Annotated in this window: 14 protein-coding genes and 1 tRNA gene; 3 read left to right on the plus strand and 12 right to left on the minus strand. The window is 41.4% G+C overall.

Annotated features, from left to right (window positions below):
• Positions 1–37 precede the first annotated feature (37 nt).
• The 3 genes from coaE to JOC37_RS07065 all read left to right on the plus strand — a co-directional run bounded on the left by coaE (position 38) and on the right by JOC37_RS07065 (position 1,433).
• Positions 38–652, plus strand: a complete 615-nt coding sequence (gene coaE / locus JOC37_RS07055; RefSeq protein ID WP_204617478.1) for a dephospho-CoA kinase — start codon at positions 38–40, stop codon at positions 650–652.
• A gap of 44 nt (positions 653–696) precedes the next feature.
• Positions 697–1,281: a transglycosylase SLT domain-containing protein gene (locus JOC37_RS07060; protein ID WP_204617480.1), complete on the plus strand. Its 585-nt coding sequence runs from the start codon at positions 697–699 to the stop codon at positions 1,279–1,281.
• A 67-nt stretch (positions 1,282–1,348) separates the two neighbouring features.
• A tRNA-Leu gene (locus JOC37_RS07065) sits at positions 1,349–1,433 on the plus strand.
• Positions 1,434–1,566: 133 nt separating this feature from the next.
• Here JOC37_RS07065 and JOC37_RS07070 read toward each other — a convergent pair.
• From JOC37_RS07070 to JOC37_RS07125, 12 genes are all read right to left on the minus strand, one after another.
• Positions 1,567–2,067 (minus strand): coiled-coil domain-containing protein, encoded by a 501-nt coding sequence (locus tag JOC37_RS07070; RefSeq protein ID WP_204617482.1) that lies wholly within the window; start codon positions 2,065–2,067, stop codon positions 1,567–1,569.
• A gap of 407 nt (positions 2,068–2,474) precedes the next feature.
• Positions 2,475–2,591, minus strand: a complete 117-nt coding sequence (locus JOC37_RS13690) for a stalk domain-containing protein (protein WP_204617483.1) — start codon at positions 2,589–2,591, stop codon at positions 2,475–2,477.
• 152 nt (positions 2,592–2,743) lie between these two features.
• Entirely contained in the window at positions 2,744–3,760 is a 1,017-nt protein-coding gene (locus JOC37_RS07080; RefSeq protein ID WP_204617485.1) for a helix-turn-helix transcriptional regulator, read from the minus strand.
• A gap of 424 nt (positions 3,761–4,184) precedes the next feature.
• Entirely contained in the window at positions 4,185–7,355 is a 3,171-nt protein-coding gene (locus JOC37_RS07085; protein WP_204617487.1) for a UvrD-helicase domain-containing protein, read from the minus strand.
• Positions 7,348–10,332 carry a PD-(D/E)XK nuclease family protein gene (locus tag JOC37_RS07090; RefSeq protein WP_204617489.1) on the minus strand — a complete coding sequence of 995 codons (2,985 nt, stop codon included), beginning with the start codon at positions 10,330–10,332 and terminating at the stop codon, positions 7,348–7,350. The genes JOC37_RS07085 and JOC37_RS07090 overlap by 8 nt, the downstream gene beginning before the upstream one ends.
• A gap of 298 nt (positions 10,333–10,630) precedes the next feature.
• The gene (locus tag JOC37_RS07095) at positions 10,631–11,980 is read right to left on the minus strand and encodes a purine-cytosine permease family protein (RefSeq protein ID WP_204617491.1); all 1,350 of its coding nucleotides are present in this window, start codon (positions 11,978–11,980) and stop codon (positions 10,631–10,633) included.
• Between the two features lie 72 nt (positions 11,981–12,052).
• On the minus strand, positions 12,053–13,138 hold the full coding sequence (locus JOC37_RS07100; RefSeq protein WP_204617493.1) for a M24 family metallopeptidase: 1,086 nt from the start codon (positions 13,136–13,138) through the stop codon (positions 12,053–12,055).
• A gap of 66 nt (positions 13,139–13,204) precedes the next feature.
• Positions 13,205–13,540, minus strand: a complete 336-nt coding sequence (locus tag JOC37_RS07105; RefSeq protein ID WP_204617495.1) for a cupin domain-containing protein — start codon at positions 13,538–13,540, stop codon at positions 13,205–13,207.
• A 3-nt stretch (positions 13,541–13,543) separates the two neighbouring features.
• Positions 13,544–15,289, minus strand: a complete 1,746-nt coding sequence (locus JOC37_RS07110) for a hydantoinase B/oxoprolinase family protein (RefSeq protein WP_204617497.1) — start codon at positions 15,287–15,289, stop codon at positions 13,544–13,546.
• A 4-nt stretch (positions 15,290–15,293) separates the two neighbouring features.
• On the minus strand, positions 15,294–17,336 hold the full coding sequence (locus JOC37_RS07115) for a hydantoinase/oxoprolinase family protein (RefSeq protein WP_204617498.1): 2,043 nt from the start codon (positions 17,334–17,336) through the stop codon (positions 15,294–15,296).
• Between the two features lie 44 nt (positions 17,337–17,380).
• Positions 17,381–17,944 carry a helix-turn-helix domain-containing protein gene (locus JOC37_RS07120; protein WP_204617500.1) on the minus strand — a complete coding sequence of 188 codons (564 nt, stop codon included), beginning with the start codon at positions 17,942–17,944 and terminating at the stop codon, positions 17,381–17,383.
• A gap of 531 nt (positions 17,945–18,475) precedes the next feature.
• The gene (locus JOC37_RS07125; RefSeq protein ID WP_204617502.1) at positions 18,476–19,087 is read right to left on the minus strand and encodes a hypothetical protein; all 612 of its coding nucleotides are present in this window, start codon (positions 19,085–19,087) and stop codon (positions 18,476–18,478) included.
• Positions 19,088–19,578: the final 491 nt, after the last annotated feature.

The following is a 19,578-nucleotide window of genomic DNA, read 5'->3' on the forward strand; positions in this document are numbered from 1 at the left end:
AAAACTAGAATTACAAAATTAATTTCAGGTGATAAAAATGACTGTAATAGGATTAACAGGCGGTATAGCCAGTGGGAAAACCACAGTAGCTAACTACCTGGCTCAGCTGGGAGCAAAGATAATAGATGCCGACGCCGTAGCCAGAGAAGTAGTCACTCCCGGCAGCCCAGCTCTAAGAGAAATCGTGCGTGCCTTTGGACCGGGCGTTTTGCACACTGATAAAACGTTAAACAGGAAAAAATTAGCCGCTATAGTTTTCAACGATCCTTCAGCTTTACAAAAATTAAACGGTATCACCCATCCCAGAATTACTGAAATTGTTTTAAATAAAATAAATGCATTTAAAAGGAATAGTAATTCGCCTCAAGATATGCTATTATTAATGGCGCCGCTGTTAATAGAAGTGGGACTGCATAAACTTGTGGACAAAGTATGGGTGGTGCATATCGATGCCGGTACTCAATTGCAGCGGGTCATGGAAAGGGACAACCTTACCAAAGATGAAGCGTTAAAACGCATCAATGCACAATTACCGGAATCCCATCGTTTAAAATATGCCCATGAAATTATCGATAACAGCGGTTCTTGGGAAAATACCCGCAAACAAATAGAAAAACTATGGTTTAAATATACCGGATGTGTTAGTCAGTAACTGCAGTGCATATATTTGCCACATAGCAAATAGTTGTCGGAGTGATGGTGTTGGCCCTGTTAAAAAGAAAAGGTAACGGTGTTAAAAGGTGCGTTTTATTTGCTTTCATCATTGTCCTTTTGATATTCAAAGCTGGTGACATAGGCAGAAAAATTTATCCCTTCCCCTACCGTGAAACAATTACCCAACATGCCGTAGCTAATAACATCGATCCCAACCTGCTAGCAGCATTAATTAAAACGGAAAGCAGCTTTGACCCTCATGCCAATTCCCCGGCAGGTGCCAGGGGGCTGTTGCAAATTATGCCCGACACCGGGCGCTGGATAGCAGAGCAAATGGGCCAATCAGATTTTAAGCCGGACCAGTTATACAACCCGGAAACAAGCATCCGCATGGGGGCATGGTATTTGGCTAATTTGAAGGATGAATTTAAAGGCAACCAAACACTAATGCTGGCCGCCTATAACGCCGGCCGCGGCAACGTAAAACAATGGCTGGAAAACCAGCACTGGACCGGCGAATCAAAGAATATAGACCAAATTCCCTTTCCTGAAACAAGGTACTATATAAGAAAGGTAATGCTTAATTATAAAATATACAGCTACCTATACGATGGTAATAAACTATAAAAATCCGTAAAAAATCCCTTGCAGTGAATATAGCACTGTGTTATAATACCTACTGTCAGTGAAACGTGTCGGAGTGGCGGAATCGGCAGACGCGCACGTTTGAGGGGCGTGTGGGGTGACCCGTGTGGGTTCAAGTCCCACCTCCGACACCAGTGCATTTCCACACATCATTAGGTGTTAATATATCAGGGTTTTGTGTCTGTACTGGATCAGCGTATCAATATATGCTGGTCTTTTTTAACGTAGGGGCATTAACCAGCTGCTCATCAAACCCGGGAAAGGGCACTATTCTGCTGCTTTTGCTAAAGTTTCTAATCGAGCTACCTTGGCCACAAGATAACCGGTATTTATTTCAACATTATCTAACTTACTCTCGATACGTTCAAACCGCACATTTTGGATTTCTCTGTCATCATACAAACCCCGAATCTTTTCAATAACTTGGTTCTCTATACGGGATTCTAATCGGAGTTGATTTTTTTCTACTGCTTCTATGCGGGTCTCCATTGACTTCATACCGGTTTCCACTGCTTCTATGCGGGTCTCCACTGACTTCATACCGGCTTCCACCGCTTCTATGCGGGTCTCCATTGACCTCATACCGGTTTCCACCGCTTCTATGCGAGTTTCTACTGCTTCTATGCGGGTTTCTACCGATTTTATACTGGTTTCTACTGCTTCTATGCGGGTTTCGAGTTTAGTTAGGTCATTCCGAGTCTCTTTCTGGCCTTCGATTAAAGCTTGCAGCTGCTGTAATACCAGTTCTTGAAACTTATTATTATCCATACCTACTCTCCTTTCTAAACCGAAATATCGCCATCGTTGAAACCTATTTCATGTTCGGCAGCATTAACACCTGCACTATTGTCATCTTTCAAGCAGTCTAGAAACAACTCAATATTTCCTGCTACTACTTCGACAATTCTTCTTCTACTCCTTCTCTGTCAGAGTAAGAACCACGATGAATATTCTTTTAAGCAAATCCTAAAATACCCTTTCAAAAAACAATACAAAAAAACAGACTTCCAAGCTTTAACATCAGGAAAGATAACAGTGCTTTCAGGTGTTCTCTTGCAAAAGAGCAGTGCTGTCAAAGTAAGGTGAAAAGTTTTTTCATACACATATCTCCCATTTCAATATTTTGACAAAATAAATAACCCGGTGTTTGAGGCCGAGTTATTTAGCAGCTATGTTTACTGTTTTAGCTGCTCCATCCCAGGCCATCTGGCAGCCAGTGCTTCGCCCAGGTAGCGTACCGGGATGAAGGTTCTGCCGTTTTTAATTACCGGGGCGGTGTTTATTGTTTGCACAACCGGTTGGGCGGGTTGTCTTCTTCATCAAAAACGATATACCAATCAGGATGTCTGGTATCACCCCCTTCCCCGCCATTACCGGGAATAATTTCTGCGAATGCGGGGCTTTGGGGCAGTAGGGATACCTCCTCAGCTGTTCTAATTTTCTCTTACTTCCGGTAAAGTTTTAAAATATCTTCCGCCATTCTACACATTTCTTCTCTTAACCAGCTTGGTTCCAGCACTTCTACGTTGCTTCCCCACTGAATAATCCAGGTTTTCATTTCTTTTATTCCGCAAACATTATAAGTAATAATCACCGAACCATCGGCCAACTCTTCTTCCACTGCCTGCGATGGGTGGTAAATAACGTTTTTAACCCGGTGGGACACACCGGGGCTGAATTTTAATTTAACTTTACAAACACTGCCATCGTTAATTACACCCCAACTGTTGGCCATATACTCCTTGAGATTAAAATCGTCAGGGTAATTAAATTTTTCTGAAGTATAGGGAAAAACATCTTTTATTTGATCAACGCGGAATACCCTGATGCCTTTTCTTTCCAGGCAGTAGGCCACCAGGTACCAGTTCTGGCGCTTGCAGATAAGGCCATAGGGTTCAACCACTCGTTTACTTTCTTCCTGCTTGTATCCCACAAAATAACGTATTTTAACCCGGTAGCACTCTTTCAGTGCTTGTATCAGCTTAGTAAACCGGTCTCCCACCATTTTAGGTTCCACCAAGGTTTCTTCAACCAGGTGAATGCGGTTCTGCAGCCGTTCCACCGCCAGTTCTTTAGGGTCATAGTGGTATTTAAACAACGTAGATACCAGTGCATCCTTAAGCTCATTTAAGTGCCCTGATAGGGCAGAACCTTTTTGCTGGAGCAAACTTAAAAACAACACCGTGGCTTTTTCCGGGCTTAAACTGGGCAGGTAACCTGCCTCTAAGTTGTAGTAAGTTCTTTTAACTCCATTTACAACCTTTTCTTTTCTTATTAAGGGGACTCTAAAATCATTTTCAATGGCATTTAAATCTCGCTCTATAGTCTTTTCTGATACTTCAAATTTTTCTACCAGCTCTTTTTTAGTTACACCTCCATATGGTGTTTTTTTGTTTATTAAATCAATGATCATGTTAATGCGCAGATTTTTTGTTACGTCTTTTTTAGGTGCAGCAGCCATTTGTAATACCCCCCGGCTTAACTAATATCAAGAAAATTAACAATATTTTTCGCCGGGATACTGCAAAAACCTTCTCTAAAATACGACAAAATCAATCATAGAATACACTACCTATCACTTTAACTACCTCCCCCCTCCTACAGCAGCTGTTTATTTTTTCTGTATTTTCCCTGGGTATATTAGAAATATCGGTCCCGCAGTAGGGGCATATCCACTCACCTTTCGATGACGCACTGTAAGATTTTTTACCGCACTTAGGGCAGACTTTAAAATACACTATCATTCGCCTCCGTTAAGCCCTTGGGGCTATGATGTCATCATCAGCACTGAAGATACCGTAACCTATTGTAACTGCGTCCATTAGACACCAGTTTGTCGGTAGGTAAAAAAAATATCGCCTCAAATTAGGCGATATTACTAACATCTATTCACACAGCAGGCGGTAACTGCAGTATTCACACCCTTTTGTCTTCCGGGCCGGGTATTCTTCACGCAAAATAGCTGATCCCATGTTTATCAGCTCCGCTTCTGCATCATTTAAACCAGCATCAACTTTAATTACCTCCCCTTCGTTTAGGTGCCATAACTCTAGTTCAATGTTTTCTATCTGAGGGAAAATCCTTTTTACCGCACAGGCATATAAACGGAGCTGCAGAGAATAATTTTCAATTTTCTCAACATCTAATACCCGGTTCGTTTTAAAGTCGATAATTTTTGCCTTGCTCCCGTCAATTTCCAACCTGTCTATGTACCCTTTAAACTCCAGCGTACCTTCTTCAAGTTGGTATACAGTATGAAATTCCTTTTCAGTATATATATTTCCACTATTTGATTTAGTTGATAAACTGATGTAATTGTTAACGCAGGCAGAGGCAGTATCTCTATAACGCTCTCTGTACTTATCAACCGGAAGCCCTAATAAAACGGCCTCTTTTTCTAACAATAGCTCTACGTCCTCTTGATCTTTAAATGTTTCTTTACGCTGGATAGCATTGTGCACAATGCTCCCTAACAGGACAGCATCATATTCCTGTACTGCTCTATCTTCCTGGCCAGGATCAACATCCTCTGCCGGTATACCCATCACAGTACTGTAATAGTACTGTCTAGGACACTTTTTGTACTGCAGCATACTGGTAAAACTTAAGGATAGGTGTTTTTCTTCGTCCTTGGCTGGTTCTTTGTCCGGCCAGGATAATATTGTATTTAAAACCTGTTCTTCGCAGCCGTCACCTGCAGGTGAGCTTTCAGCATCATTTATATTACCCTGCCACGGCAGACAGTATTTACCAAGCTCATCATCGCCAATAATACTAATTATTTCTTCGTAGTATTGGGGCAGACTTGTGTTTCCCTTTGGCTCATCAGCAAGAAGGTATACTCTATCTTCAGCTCGTGTCAGCGCCACATAAAATACCCTGCGGTCTTCATCCAGGGCTGTTTCTTTAAATAATGCTTTATTGTTAATTAACCCGGCATTATTAAGTACATTTTTAAACTGCGATATTGAAAAAATATTGCCGTATTTAACTGTATTTTTAATTAACAGTCCCTGCTTATCGTCCCATACCAGGTTGGGATACCTGGGAGAAAACGGGAACCTGCCCGGAACTACCTGTACCAGAAAAACATATTTAAATTCCAGCCCCTTGGCCTTATGCACGGTCATCAAATGTACAGCGTTTTCTTCACTGGAACCTGCTTCTGCTTCATCATCCTGGTATACTTCTAACAGGCGGATAATATCATCAAGGCCTACCGTCCCGTGCTTGCCTTCAAAGTCCGCCAGGGTACTGCGCAGCTTATTAATGTTGGCCAAACTGTGCAGCACTTCATTTTCCGGCTTGGTATACAAATACTGCAGGTAGCCGCTGTTGGTGAGTATATAATCTAAAAGTACCGGGGCCGACAGGCTGTCTTTTAAATTTAAAGCATTTCTAAATAGCTTTAGCAAACGTTTTATTTTTACCACTGCTGTTTTGCCAAAACTAGTTTCATCAAAGTCTGCTGCCAGTGCTTCATAAACGTCAAGCTTGCGCTTCATGCCTTCCTCGGTCTTTTCCCAGGTATTTGATAATTGGTAGAGCTGGTTGTCAGTTAGTCCCACCGGCGGGCGCATCAATATCCAAAGCAGGCTGTTTTTATCGGTGGGATTATTGATAATCCTTAGGTATGCGAGGATATCCTGTACTTCTAGTCTTTCATAAAATCCGGTTCCGCCCAGTGTACGGTAAGGAATACTTCTTTTACGCAGTTCATCTTCAAAGAGCTTGCAGTATTTCAAACTGCGGAAAAGCACCGCAATATCCCCGGGGCGGCAGCCATCCCTTACTAACTTTTGTATTTCATTGGCCATTACTTTGGCCTGAGTTTCTTCATCATAAAGGGCTACCAGCACATGGCCCTTACCTTGTTCAGCGTCATCTCTTCCCGCCTGCAGACGAATTTTATCTTCCTTATTTTTAAACTGCTCCTGCTGGGTGATGAAGAAATGTGAAACATCCAAGATACCCTTTTTTGAACGGTAGTTGGTATTCAGGTGTACCTCTTTCCCTCCCCACAGCGCTGCTGCAAAATCACCCATGTTTTCTGGTCTGGCATTACGCCAGGCGTAGATAGCCTGCTTCTCATCACCCACCACGGTGACATTGGACATTTTATCATCAGCAGCCAACAGGCTCAGCAGTTTAAATTGTGATTCACTGGTGTCCTGGAATTCATCCACGAAAATATGTTTAAACTGGCTGCGGTAAGCAGCTAGCAGCTCTTTATTGTCTTTTAAAAGCCGGTAGGTCATAAAAATTAGGTCAGCAAAGTCCATGGCATCTTCACTGGCCAACCTGGTTTGGTATTCCCGGTAAGCAAGATAGATAAAATTAATCCATTCTTCTTCCAGCAGCAGGTGCACCTCTATGTCATCAAGTTTATTTAGAATAGAACTTTTTGTCTTCCCTTTGGCACATTTCTCCACTACATCCTGCAGCCGGCAGCTGTTGTCTCTAAATTCCTCCAGCTTGGCCAGTGCTGTAACCCGGAACTCCATGGGTGTTAAAAATGAATCTTTCAGTTTGCTTACTAGATCATAAATCTCTGCCGTCATTACCGGGACTTCTGCAAAGGGCAGTTCTTGAAAGCTGTTCAAATCTATATCACCAGTACCTACATTAAGATTCAAAATGTCATCTATTACACTGTTAAAAATCACCTTACTTTCTAGGTCGGTGAGCACAGTAAATTCCGGGTTCCAGCCAATGCGCAGGGAGTTTTCCCGCAGTATTCGTGAGCAGATGCTGTGGAATGTACCAATCCAGGCATTTAACATGGCACTGTCCCTGCTGAATAAGTTAATTTCCCGGCAGAGTCTGGCTATACGGTTTCTCATTTCGGCAGCAGCCTTATCAGTAAAGGTAAGGGCCAGCAGATTTTCCGGCGACCAACCTGGATTATCTGCCAGGCAGTGAACATAACGGGATGTAAGAGTGCGCGTTTTACCTGTACCTGCCCCGGCTGTAATTTTGAGGGGTTTATTTAATGGGGCCGTTACAGCATCCTTCTGCTGTGGGTTTAAATCATCAAGATATACCTGTTTATTCACTGCAGTTCCCCCCTTGGTTTTCAATATCGCTGCAGAACTGCTTGTAACTGCAGTGGTAGCAGTTCCCTGGTTGGGCCAGAAATTCACCCTGGCAGATCTGCTCTATCACTTCATGAAACTTATCCCTAACCACTCCATTTAAAATACCTGGACATATTTCTTTATCACCGCTTCCTCCACCTACCAGTTGGAATGTTCGTGGAGTAGGTTCCTCTTTTAAATAGTAAAGTGTCAACCGGGATATATTTATGCCCGGCATCACCTCTTTTAAAGCCCAGTAATAAATCGGCAGCTGCAGGTCTTCAGGTTTGTACTCACCATCACCAGAGGGCATAAATTTTTTGCGCAGTGTTTTATATGCAGCCGCCTTACTTGTTTTATAATCTATAACTTCATAGCTTCCATCAGGTAGTTTGTCAATTCTATCAATAAATCCCCTGAGGTTAAAGTTATCTGTCTGCCATTTAATGCTGTGTTCCCTGTAAACAACTTCTCTACCGTCTTCCCAGTACTCTTTTTCCCTTTCCAGGTAAGAAAAAACCATTTCTTTAGCCCTGCGCTGCTGGTCTTTCCCCACCAGCAGGTGACTGAATTCATACTTGTTTACAACGCCCTGCAGTATCCGCTCCATTTCTTTTCCCAAATCTTCACTGGAAGATAAAAATGGGTATTTATCATGAAATTTCTCCAGTACACTATGCACCAGCGAGCCAAATGTCAAGTTTTCATTCCCCTGCTCTTCCAGGCGCAGCACCTTACTGAAGAAGAACTGCCTGGGACAATTTAAAAAATCCCTGATGCCGGAAGCACTGACATAAGGTGCTCCTTCAAACTGCACTGGTTCCTGGGGCAGGGGTATGAAAAACTCCGGTTTAACTTTCTCCTCCGGCAGATTGTCAAAATATTCCCTGCCCCTAAGTATTTCTTCCACGCCCTTATATAAACAGCGTGCTGCTAAAACGCAGGCAGCAGTGTTTTTACCGTAGTTAACCAGAGGCAGTTCCATACCTGCTGCGGCTTTGGCTTTATTCTCAGGTTCTTCCCAGCCCAAACCATGCTTAAGCGCATTTTCCCTGCAGATATCTTCAAAATTCAGAAGCCGGTATACATATACAGAAGGTATTGCTTCCGGCCTGCCGGGGTATTCCTTGGCAAAGGAAATATATACCCTCTCTTTAGCTGCCTTTAAAGCTTGGATAAAAAATTGTTCTTCCTGCTTCTTAATTTGTTCACTGGTCAGTACCCCGGCTGGTTTCAGCGGCCCCATGCCATTAAATAATATTTTGATTTCACTGCTTGAAAAATAGTGCTGTGGACTGCGCGGCGCAGGAATTATACCGTCTACTGCTCCCAGAATAAATACATACTTTCTTTCTATGCTTTCTGCCCGCCTGATATTAGCCACAGCCACTGCTGCAGTTTCTTCCTTTTGTTCTTGGTGTATTATCCTAAAGCCCGACTGTTCCCAGACATTTAAAAAGTCTTCAACAGTAAGCTTCCTACCACAGGTCTCCCGCAGTGAGTTTATATAACGGGCTGATGTAATGGTTTCTTTTATCCTATTTACAGCACTGCGTCCATCTTCACTGCCAGCAGCAAGCAGGTACAGCTTAAATTTTTTTACCACCTGCTCCACTGCTTCCACTGCACTATCCTGCCCGTTTCTGTGGGCTAGGTCTAAAACAGCTTTAACTGCTTTCCGGTGGTCAACTTCCAGATCATTTATCATGCTTTTAAGATATTCAATTAATCGGATCCCTTCTTCCCTGGCAGCAGCAATCCAACGCCTGCACTGGTAACTATCAATTCCAACAACGGGAGAAGTAAGCAGCTGGTAAAGCCGGTTGTCATCAGCAGGGTCCAGAATGAATTTTAATGTATTAATAATAAATTTTAAATAAGTGTCTTGATACCACCGTTCAACTATATCAGCATAGTATAAAATTCCATTGTTTTTTAATATTTCTAAAAGGTTAGGATGATTATTTAAGTCACGGTAAAAAACAGCACAGTCTTCCAGGGCTGCCCCGCTGTTTAGCAATTCTTTTATTTTAGAGGCCAGCCATGTCACTTCATCCACTGACTTTTCTGCCGGTACCAGCACTGTTTCCGGTTTGGCAGATACAGCCTTCAGTGACGGCTCAAAAAAAAGTGACACCACTGCCGTCAACCCCTGCTGTGCGCCGGTAATTTTTTTAACTTCTTTGTGCCCCAATCCGAAAAAAGATAATACATCCCAAAGTTCTTCACCTTGTGAGTTTGCTAGATAATCAACAGCATCTATATAAGCTGTTACATTTGAACCATTATCTGATAGTAGTTTTATCAGTTTGAGGTAAACAACATCTATATCCTGGGCACCGGCCAGTATTATGTATTTGAATTTACCTGCTAAGTGTTTGGCCAGCTGCAGGTCATTTTCTAATTGGTTAAGCAGCAGCTGGGTTAGCCCCTGGGGGGTATAATTCCCGGTTTTTTGACACAAATTTTTAAAACTAGCATAGATGTTTGCCATGTCTATGAATTTTGAGTTGCCTTCAACCTGGGCCCATTTTTTAAAATCCCCTGCGCTGATGTTATTTAGTTCCAGCATATTGGCAAAATTCATGGCCTGCAGTAAAAATGATCTTTTGCCCTGCACGGATTTAAAAACACTTTGCAGTTCTACCCGTCCAGCTGCTTCTTGGAATAATACATACTGCTTCCAACCTCTAATAAATTCAAGATCTCGTTTTAAGTTAAGGGGATACCTGTACCTAAGTTTGCTGCTAAAACCTGCACCGGTTAATACCCATAATTCACCATAACCGTTTGGTAAGAGATTAATAATTTCCTTCTTAATACCTTCAACTATCTTTCGCCTGGAAGCCAGTATTAATATGTTTTCAGCAGCAGCACCTTTTCCCAGTAATTTACTAACCTCTTTCATTACCTGTTCTTTAATGCTTTCACCCGGGGAGATTATTTCTGCATGCAAAACCTTCACTCCCTAAAAATAGTATGTACCCGCGGTTCCGTTATATTTTAATGTCATTAAACCCAATTCTGCACTCTTTCTGCTGCATCCCAAAAAGCAGTTAAACAGCCTGCAGTTTCATTCGACATCAATCAAGTTATTTCTTTCTTAATTCATATAACATACAGCTACATTGTAACACACAGCAAGAAACCGGGCTTTGAATGACCGGTCTCTTGCTATTTCTTCTCAATCTCTTCGTAAGTCTTTTGAGTGGTAAAAAGCAATTACCCTTTCGAAGAGCAATTGCCTTTTTGTGTTAAATATTTGGACTTATACTTTCCTGCTTTTTAAATTCATTCCAATGCTCCGGGGTAAAATGATCCAGTGCAGCTTTTGCTTTAACCTTCATGCATACATAATAAGATATCCCTGTTGCAATCAAAGATTGAACCGCCGGCAGCCCCATGGGGTTAACATATTGTGTGTAGTAACCAAACAGGGTGCCAACAACAATTGCGATTGTAGCCATCCAGTTCCAACCTGGGTTGTCCACCCATTCCTGATTTCTAACTAAGAAGAAATCTACAAATATAACACCGGCAATAGCGGGGTAAATTAGGGCGGTCATATAAAGGAAATCCATAAAGTAATCCAAAATTCCGGCCAAGGCTGCACCAATGGCAATTAAAGTACCGATGAAAGTAAGCAGGGCACGGCCTTTACCTGAATTTACGTTCAACAAATTAGCTAATGCTAAACCCATGCTGTAATTATTAACTAATTGACTGGTCCAGGTGGCAAACCATAAAATAAGGAAACCCCAGAAAGGAAAACCAAGGTTAACCATTACCTGAACAATATCCGCACTTCCAACCCCCACTGACATAATGGCCCCTACATAAAATAATGGAAATCCGACACCAATAATACCAAGGGGGATTAAAATATTATCTTTTATTTTCGGTTTTGCATAACGGGTATAGTCAGAAGAAATTACCCATTGGGAAACATTTACCCCTATCACCAGACTAACAGCCGCTAAGAAAGTCATGGTCGGCTCCGGGGACCAAGAGGATATTTTTTCCCAACCGATGTTTTTTAAGGCCAAAATTATGCTGGCGATAACCAGTATTAACCCTGCGGGAACAGCTAAATAATCTGTCCATTTCATGGAAGAATAACCAATAATTGATGGAATTGCAAATATTAAACCTATAACTACAGTAACCACTGCCCAGGCTAACCATTGTTTAGTGTAATCAATACCAACCATTACAGAAATTGCATTTCCGGCAACAGATGTCTGAACCGCCCACCAGCCAAGGGATACAATAAAAATTGTCAAAGCTACAATAACTTTAGCCTGTGCAGACCCAAAGCTGGAACGGGCGATAACTGAAGAAGATCGACCCGTTTTAGCTCCAATATACCCGCCGATGGCATTGCCAGCCCATTGGAATACTATTAAAGCTGTAAAGAGGATCCAAAATACTGATGACAAACCAAAACTTGCTGTAAGCATGGCGCCCACCATCAACACCGGAATGGTGAATTCTAATCCGCCGAAAATCATAGCCGGTGTTAACCAATGCTGTCTTTCAGACATAGGGATTGACGCCAAAGCTGTATCCCTTTCCATTGAACTGTTTATTTTTTTCTCTTCCAAAAATTTTCCCTCCTTATTTCAATGTTTAACGTTATATGCAAATTATCTAATAAATAAATGAATATGTTTTTGCTAACCTACTCTGATTAATTCCCGTGGATAATTGTTCAATCTTTCAGCACCTTCACTGGTAACCACCACAATGTCTTCAATTCTAACGCCGAATTTACCGGGTAAATAAATACCGGGTTCAACACTGACAACCATTCCTTCTTCTAATAACCGGGAGTTAGTTGGTGCCAAATATGGTTCCTCATGAACCTCCATCCCAATACCATGGCCGGTGCGATGGGTAAAGTACGAACCATATCCTGCTTTGTCAATGATGTTTCGGGCCACCTGGTCAATATCTTTCATTGGTACACCGGGCTTAATGGCTTTAACTGCTTCATCCTGTGCCTTTTGAACTACACTATAAACCTCTTTGAATTCCCGGCTTGGTTCGCCAATAATAAAGGTGCGAGTAATATCAGAACAATAATGTTCCTTAATTCCACCCATATCGATAACAACTGAATCTCCTTCTTTAAGAACAGTATCATCTGGGTGGTGATGTGGAACTGCTGCATTACTTCCGGCAGCTACAATTGCATCAAAGGAAAGTTGGTCAACTCCCTTTTGTTTGAAGAGACTTTCAATCTCTCGCACCACTTCTTTTTCTGTTATTCCAGGCTTTAATAATTTGCTTACACTGTCCATAATTTGATCAGCGCAAAGTGCAGAATCTTTCAAATATTTTAGTTCCAGATTGTCTTTTTTAAGGCGCAGTGCTCCTAGAATATTATCACTTCCAACAAAGGAAAGTGGTAATAGACTCATCAGTTGAATCAAATTCCCACTTGGCCACTGATTATCAATAGATACTTTTCCCTTTTCAGGTAATAAATTAGCTAATAATTCAATAGGTGAGTCTCCGTCTTTCCAAAACAACCTGTCAACACTCTTGGGTGGATTAACCTGCTCCTTGGTCATTTCATGAACAATCATTGTAGGTGTACCTGTTTTAGGGATTACAATAGCTTGTAACCTTTCATGAGAATCGAGCCATGTTCCGCTAAAGTAGAAAAAGTTCGGGGAAGAAGTGACAACTACTGCATCTATTTCATTTTCTGCAAGCAATCTCCGGGCCTTTACAAATCTCTGTTCAAAAATATTCAAACCTTCACCTCCTACATAAATTGTTTTTATCGGGGTCCTGCCTTAATAGACAAGACCCCGACTAATTTATCGTTTAATTATAGCCCACACTATTTCACAATCTTCATTACCATCGTTAATTGACCAGTGTTCTTCTCCGGCGGGAATAAAGGCAGCCTGTCCCCCGGACAGCCTATACTCTTTGCCACCGCTTACAGAAAGCAGCGAGCCTTTGAGTATTAAGGAATACTCATCACCATCATGGGCACCTGCACCTTCAGCAGGAACCCTGGTTCCCGGTGGTATCACTACTGTTCCAAAGGTTACTTTCGCATCTTTATCAACATTTTCACCAAACAAGGTTTTTATAATGATATCGGAGCGCTTATCTGCCTCTACATCTGCCGCAGTTACTATTTTCAATTACTATTCTCTCCTTTGACGCTCTTCTGTGAAGCCTTCTACTGCAAAGGTTTCAGGGTTAATTATTACACCATAATCTTCCCTTGCTTGTTCTACGGTGATAAATTCATTCTTCACATCCATCGCTACCTTCTCAGGGTTGCGTTTCAAGGGATCCCCATATCCCCCGCCTGTGGCGGTGATTAAGCGAACAACATCGTTTTTATTCAGTGGGTAGCGCGCACATTTACCAAACGGCCCGTCTTTTTCACCATTGGCCTTTATGATTTCAAACTCATTGCGCGAACCGTCTTTTCCGCCGTTGAACCCCCAGGGTAGAAACTTATGACGGCCAAAGGTTGCCGTCAGCATCTGATTATCAGTCATTGCCCTGTAAGAACGGATAACACCGGAGCCGCCGCGGTATTCACCTGCACCAGCACCGTCCGCACGGAAGCTGTATTCGTCAACCATAATTCCATAGCGGGTTTCAGCAACTTCAACCGGTACGTTAAAGGTTTCACCGTCACCGATACAGAATTGGCCTGCTTCCCCGTCTTTGCCCTGACCGGCACCCCAACCACCAACGGATGGTTCTACAATCAAGAACGGCTCATTGGTATCCTGGTGCATACCGGCAACAATTACAGCACATACAGATAACAGGTGACCCGCTGTCAGGCGATGGGGAACTACCGGGGCCAACGCCTTCCAAACCAAATCGGTACCGTAAGCCATAGTTTTCCAATAAGTTGATACTGCTGCCGGACGCTCACAAGAAAATATTGACCCTTTTTCGGCTATAATCTCAAGCGGGCGGAAAATCCCGTCATTCACATCCTGTGATGGGTTTGTAACGGCCAAAAATACTGTTCGTACCGCAGAAACAAGAGCTGCATAAGAAGTGTTAACCGGCCCCAGCACCTGGGGATGACTGCCTGTAAAGTCACAGATAAATTTGTCATCGGTAATGGTAACTTTAACCTGCACTTTAAGCGGGCCATTGCCCAAGCCATCATCATCAATGTAGTCCACTGCTTCAAAAGTTCCTTTTGGCAGTTTGGCTAATTCTTTGCGGGTAATTTGTTCACCATGTTCAAGTAAACGGTCGATGGATGCTAATACCAAATCTTTACCATATTTGCCGCAAAGTTCAATAAAACGTCTTTCTCCGGTTCGGAGCGCAGCAACTTGAGCCCACATATCCCCTAATGAAAGATCAGGGAAACGAACATTGGCAGCAATAATATCTACCAGAGGTTGGTTTACTTTACCCTCCTCAAAGAGCTTAACACATGGGAACTGCAGTCCTTCCTGGTATATCTCGGTAGAGTCAGTGGTCCAGGATCCGGGATCCTTACCGCCCACTTCTGTCCAGTGTGCTTTATTGGCTGAAAACGCTACCAGTTCCCCCTTATAGAAAATAGGCATTACCAAACCCACGTCAGAAAGGTGGGAACCGCCGCCCATATAGGGGTCGTTAATAATAATGATGTCTCCCGGCTTAAGGTCTCCTTCTTTATTAAACTTCTCTAATGTCGCTTTAACCATAAAGGTAAGCAATCCGATAAACCCTGTTACACCGTTGCCCTGGGTAAGAAGGTTTCCTTTGGCGTCCGTCAGACCGCTGGCATAGTCCAGCACCTCGTAAATAATTGGGCTCATGGAAGTACGGGCCAGGGCATAAAACATTTCATCACCAATTGCGGTAAGTGAATCCTTTACTATATCAAGGGTAAACGGATCAATATTAATATTTTGATTGGTCATTTCATTACACCCCCGTCTTAATAATCAAGTTGCCGTAATGATCTACAGTTACAGACTGCCCCGGATAAACGACGGTAGATGCCGATTGTTCTTCTACTATAGCAGGACCCTCAATGGTTACCTCGGCGGCCAGTTTTTCACGGTCATATACTTTGGTTTTAATCCAACCTTCTTCTTCATAAAGAACCGGTCTTATTTCTTTTAATGCTTCTTCTGCATTACCGCCCACTTTATCCAATTTATATAATTCCGGTTTTTGAACAGTTCCAAAGGCAACCAAGTGCAGGTTAACAATCTCGGTCTGGGCCTCTTCCAATTTAAAGGTATAATGCTGTTCATGGATATCATGGAAGCGGCTAATCACTTCTTTAACCGTTTCTTCGTCCATTTCCCCATTGGGCACCGGAACTTTAACGGTATGTTCCTGCCCCAGGTAACGCATGTCTGCATAACGTGAGAAAATTACCTTATCCTGCTCAATACCTTGGCTCTGATATTGCGCCAGCGCCTCTTCTTCAATTATCTTCCACTCTTTATTTAACTGATCAAGGTCAACCTCATTGAATCGTTTAATGTAAGTCTGAACAAAGTCACTGCGCAGATCAGTCATTAACATGCCCCAGGCCGAGAACACTGAACCCGCTACCGGAACAATAACCTTGCTCACACCCAGTTCTTTGGCCAACGCAGCTGCGTGCATCGGGCCGCCGCCGCCAAAGGCTACCATGGCAAATTCACGGGGGTCATAACCTCTTCTTACAGAAATTAACTTTAAGGCATTTAACATGTTGGAATTGGCAATACGGATAATACCCAGCGCTGCCTCATCTACCGACATGTTGAAGTGCTTGGCCACTTTTTCATAAATGGCTTCTTCTACTTTATCTAAGTCCACTTCGTTATCAAAGTTTTTGGCAGACAAACGCCCGGTAATTAAGCTGGCATCTGTGGTTGTAGGTTCAGTACCACCGCGCCCGTAAGCAACAGGCCCAGGCAGTGCCCCTGCAGACTGGGGGCCAACCTTCAGTGAACCGGCATCGTCAATCCAGGCAATGGAACCACCACCATTACCAATTTCAACAATATCAACCACCGGCACTTTAATCGGGTATCCGGCTGTGCGGTCTGTCTTTTCAATTTTATATTCGGTAGTAACTTTCACTTCACCATTATCAATTAGTGAACATTTTGCGGTCGTTCCACCGATATCGAAAGCAATAATATTCTTCTCGCCTATAATCTGACCTAAAACCGCGGCACCAAAAACACCGGCTACCGGGCCGGATTCCACCATATTGATAGGTGTAACTTTGGACTGGGCAAAGGTAGTGGTACCGCCGTTAGACTGCATAATATATTTACGGCCTTCTGCACCAATCTCACTTAACCTGGATTCCAGCCTGTCAATATATTTTGATGCTACGGGTTTAACATAGGAGTTTAATACACAGGTACTGGTGCGTTCATACTCACGCCATTCTTTGGTTACTTCGTGGGAAGCGGTAACTGCCACTTCCGGCCAAAGTTCCTTAATTACCTCTACAGTTTGCTGCTCGTGTACGGGATTAGCATATGCGTGAAGATAGGCTACTGCAATAGCTTCAACATTTTCTTTCTTAAAGTATTCAACTATATTTTTAATTTGTTCTTTATTTAAGGGAGTTAATACCTCTCCTTTATAATTCAAGCGTTCTTCCACTTCCCTGCGCAAATAACGCGGAACAAAGGGAGCCGGCTTTTGGTAGCGAATATTAAACAAATCAGGACGGTTGCCGCGTGCTATTTCTAAAACATCACGAAATCCCTTTGTGGTAATGAGCCCTGTTTTAGCACCTTTACGTTCAGTTAAAGCATTAATAATAACAGTTGTACCATGAATGAAAGTCTCAATTTCTTTTGCATTTATACCACTTTTTTCAATAACATCTATAACCCCTTGTTCAAAGTTGGGAGGCGTGGTATGACTTTTGGCAATTGTAGTTTTTCCTTGCTCATCAACGGAAACCAAATCTGTAAAGGTTCCCCCAATGTCAGTTGCGACCCGCATGGTTAACCACCCTTCTATAAAATTTATAGTTTCCCGCTGTCTCTTTAAAAGATCACCGGTGTCAATACGCACAGTATCTTTGCTTTTTGTTCCAATGGATTAAACCAGAAATGAGGTAATTTAGATGGATAATGTATTGAATCTCCTTTTTTTAACAAATACTCTTGGCCATCCACATTAAAAATAACAGCGCCTTCTAAAACGTAGAAGAATTCCTCTCCAGGATGACTAAATTTTGCTTCATGCGTTTTCCCGGGGTCCAGGGTAACAAGAAGGGGTTCCAATACTTTTCCCGAAAATTCCCCGCTCAATCTCGTATATTTAGCACTTGAACCTTCAATGCGAAAGGTTTTTTGTTCTTCAGCCTTAACTACAAAATTTTTATTCTGATAACTGTCAAAAAAAATGGTTATAGGGACATTTAATGCATCAGCAATTTTTTTTAAAGAAGTAATGGCTAATGAGGATGTGCCCCTTTCTACCTGGGAAAGGAAACTAACAGATAATCCTGTTTTTTCACTAAGATCTTTTAAAGTTAGATTTTGCTGGTTACGTAGTTCACGGATTTTTTCGCAGATTTCTTTAATTTTCTTCACTCCTTTTTGCATTCTAAAAACTGAAAATCCTTAAAGTTAAATGGGAAATTATGCTGTAGATTAAATATTTATTATTTTACTTTAATAAATTACACATTTACTTAAATTTTTCCTGCTGCACTATAAAAATTTTTATAAAATTTTTACACTGACATTGTACAAAATTTGTTAGTTTTTTAGACATTTTAAACATCAAAAAAGGCGAAGCCTTTAATCTTAAAAAAATCCCACGGATAATTCCATGGGATTCCCTTACCTCAGTCCACTACCATAGAAATCTTTTTAAGTATATGATCTCCTGGAATTTTATTGTATAATGATGAGTAAAAGCTTAATTGCTTTGGCTCCAGTCGAAGCATGAAAAAAACCTTAAAATCAAGGCTTGAGGCACTTTTTCTGTTTTTGAACCGAAGTTACCCCTAACTAACGTGATTTTATAGAGACTTTTTCACCAGTCTCGAACCGTCCCCTTGGCTTTGAAAAATTTTTTCATGCAAAGCTAGTGATCAAAGCTATATACTAAAAGCCATGATACCAGGTTTTTTATATTTTGGCATCATTATAATTTTCAATAAGAAATGCTTCGAGCTGCTTAAAAAATTCCCAATGAGTATTTATTGTACCTTTAACTTTTTCATTTGTCACTGTAGAAAGACTATCATCTAAAGATATTGTATTCAAGGAAATACTATAATTACCAAAGCTTGCTAATGTCTCAATTATTATAGGCCTAGGAATATCATGATACTTTTCTATAATGTTAACATTATCAAATGGAGAAATAATTTGATAAAAAACTATACCTTTTTTAGAATTACTAGGTGTAAAAATCAAATTTACTTTAACTAAATTTTTATGCTGTTTGTCTTGAAAGAATATTTCATATTTAGACGGCTTTTCTACATTATCATCTATGCTATCTGATTGCCTTGAATCAATTTTAAGACCTTCTGGAAATGTATGAGACATCATTGTTGTCTCATTTTTACTAATAATTTCAAAATTGAGTGGTTTAAAGTTATTTAAAACATTAGAATGTAATTCTTCAAAATTAGCATATGAATCTTCTTTAAATGTCGCCTGATTATTACACCCAATAACGCTTGTAGTAACAAATAACATAAAAACGATAAGAAACAAATAAATTCTTCTCATATCAAACAACTTCCTCCTTAAACCACTATATAATAATTAAGGATAGGTATAATACCTACCCTTAATTATAGATTTACCAAATTCTAATAGGGAATGAAATTGATAAGTAGTTGGGATGAATAATACAACCAGCCGGTTCAGTATAATAAACATAAACCCATTTACACAAAATAATTTACACTCCCTCCGGGAACCCCAGAATCTTCTTATAGAGCTTATGAAAGGGTTTCCATGGACCCTGTAAGCGGTAATGCTTTAACTGCAGAAGAAAATGGTTGCTCCGGTTTTACGATTCACGGTGGTGATCCTGAAGCCAATACTGATGCAACTTGGTACAATTACGCCCAACATACGGTTGCATCAGGATATCTAGCAATAACCAAGATGCCTTAATTAAAAAGATTAAAGAAATTGCAAGTGCAGATGCGGTAGGCAAAGTTACAGTAAATAACATCTAAGCAAGTAGTGTGCTCAAGGGTAGGGTTTAGCCC

This window comes from Desulforadius tongensis (assembly GCF_016907915.1).
Classification (GTDB): domain Bacteria; phylum Bacillota; class Desulfotomaculia; order Desulfotomaculales; family Desulfohalotomaculaceae; genus Desulforadius; species Desulforadius tongensis.

Coding starts and splice junctions, on each gene's coding strand:
- JOC37_RS07070 (WP_204617482.1), bottom strand. CDS start 2,067: ATGGATAATAATAAGTTTCAAGAACTGGTATTACAGCAGCTGCAAGCT.
- JOC37_RS07110 (WP_204617497.1), bottom strand. CDS start 15,289: ATGACCAATCAAAATATTAATATTGATCCGTTTACCCTTGATATAGTA.
- JOC37_RS07080 (WP_204617485.1), bottom strand. CDS start 3,760: ATGGCTGCTGCACCTAAAAAAGACGTAACAAAAAATCTGCGCATTAAC.
- JOC37_RS07125 (WP_204617502.1), bottom strand. CDS start 19,087: ATGAGAAGAATTTATTTGTTTCTTATCGTTTTTATGTTATTTGTTACT.
- coaE (WP_204617478.1), top strand. CDS start 38: ATGACTGTAATAGGATTAACAGGCGGTATAGCCAGTGGGAAAACCACA.
- JOC37_RS07120 (WP_204617500.1), bottom strand. CDS start 17,944: ATGCAAAAAGGAGTGAAGAAAATTAAAGAAATCTGCGAAAAAATCCGT.
- JOC37_RS07115 (WP_204617498.1), bottom strand. CDS start 17,336: ATGCGGGTCGCAACTGACATTGGGGGAACCTTTACAGATTTGGTTTCC.
- JOC37_RS07060 (WP_204617480.1), top strand. CDS start 697: ATGGTGTTGGCCCTGTTAAAAAGAAAAGGTAACGGTGTTAAAAGGTGC.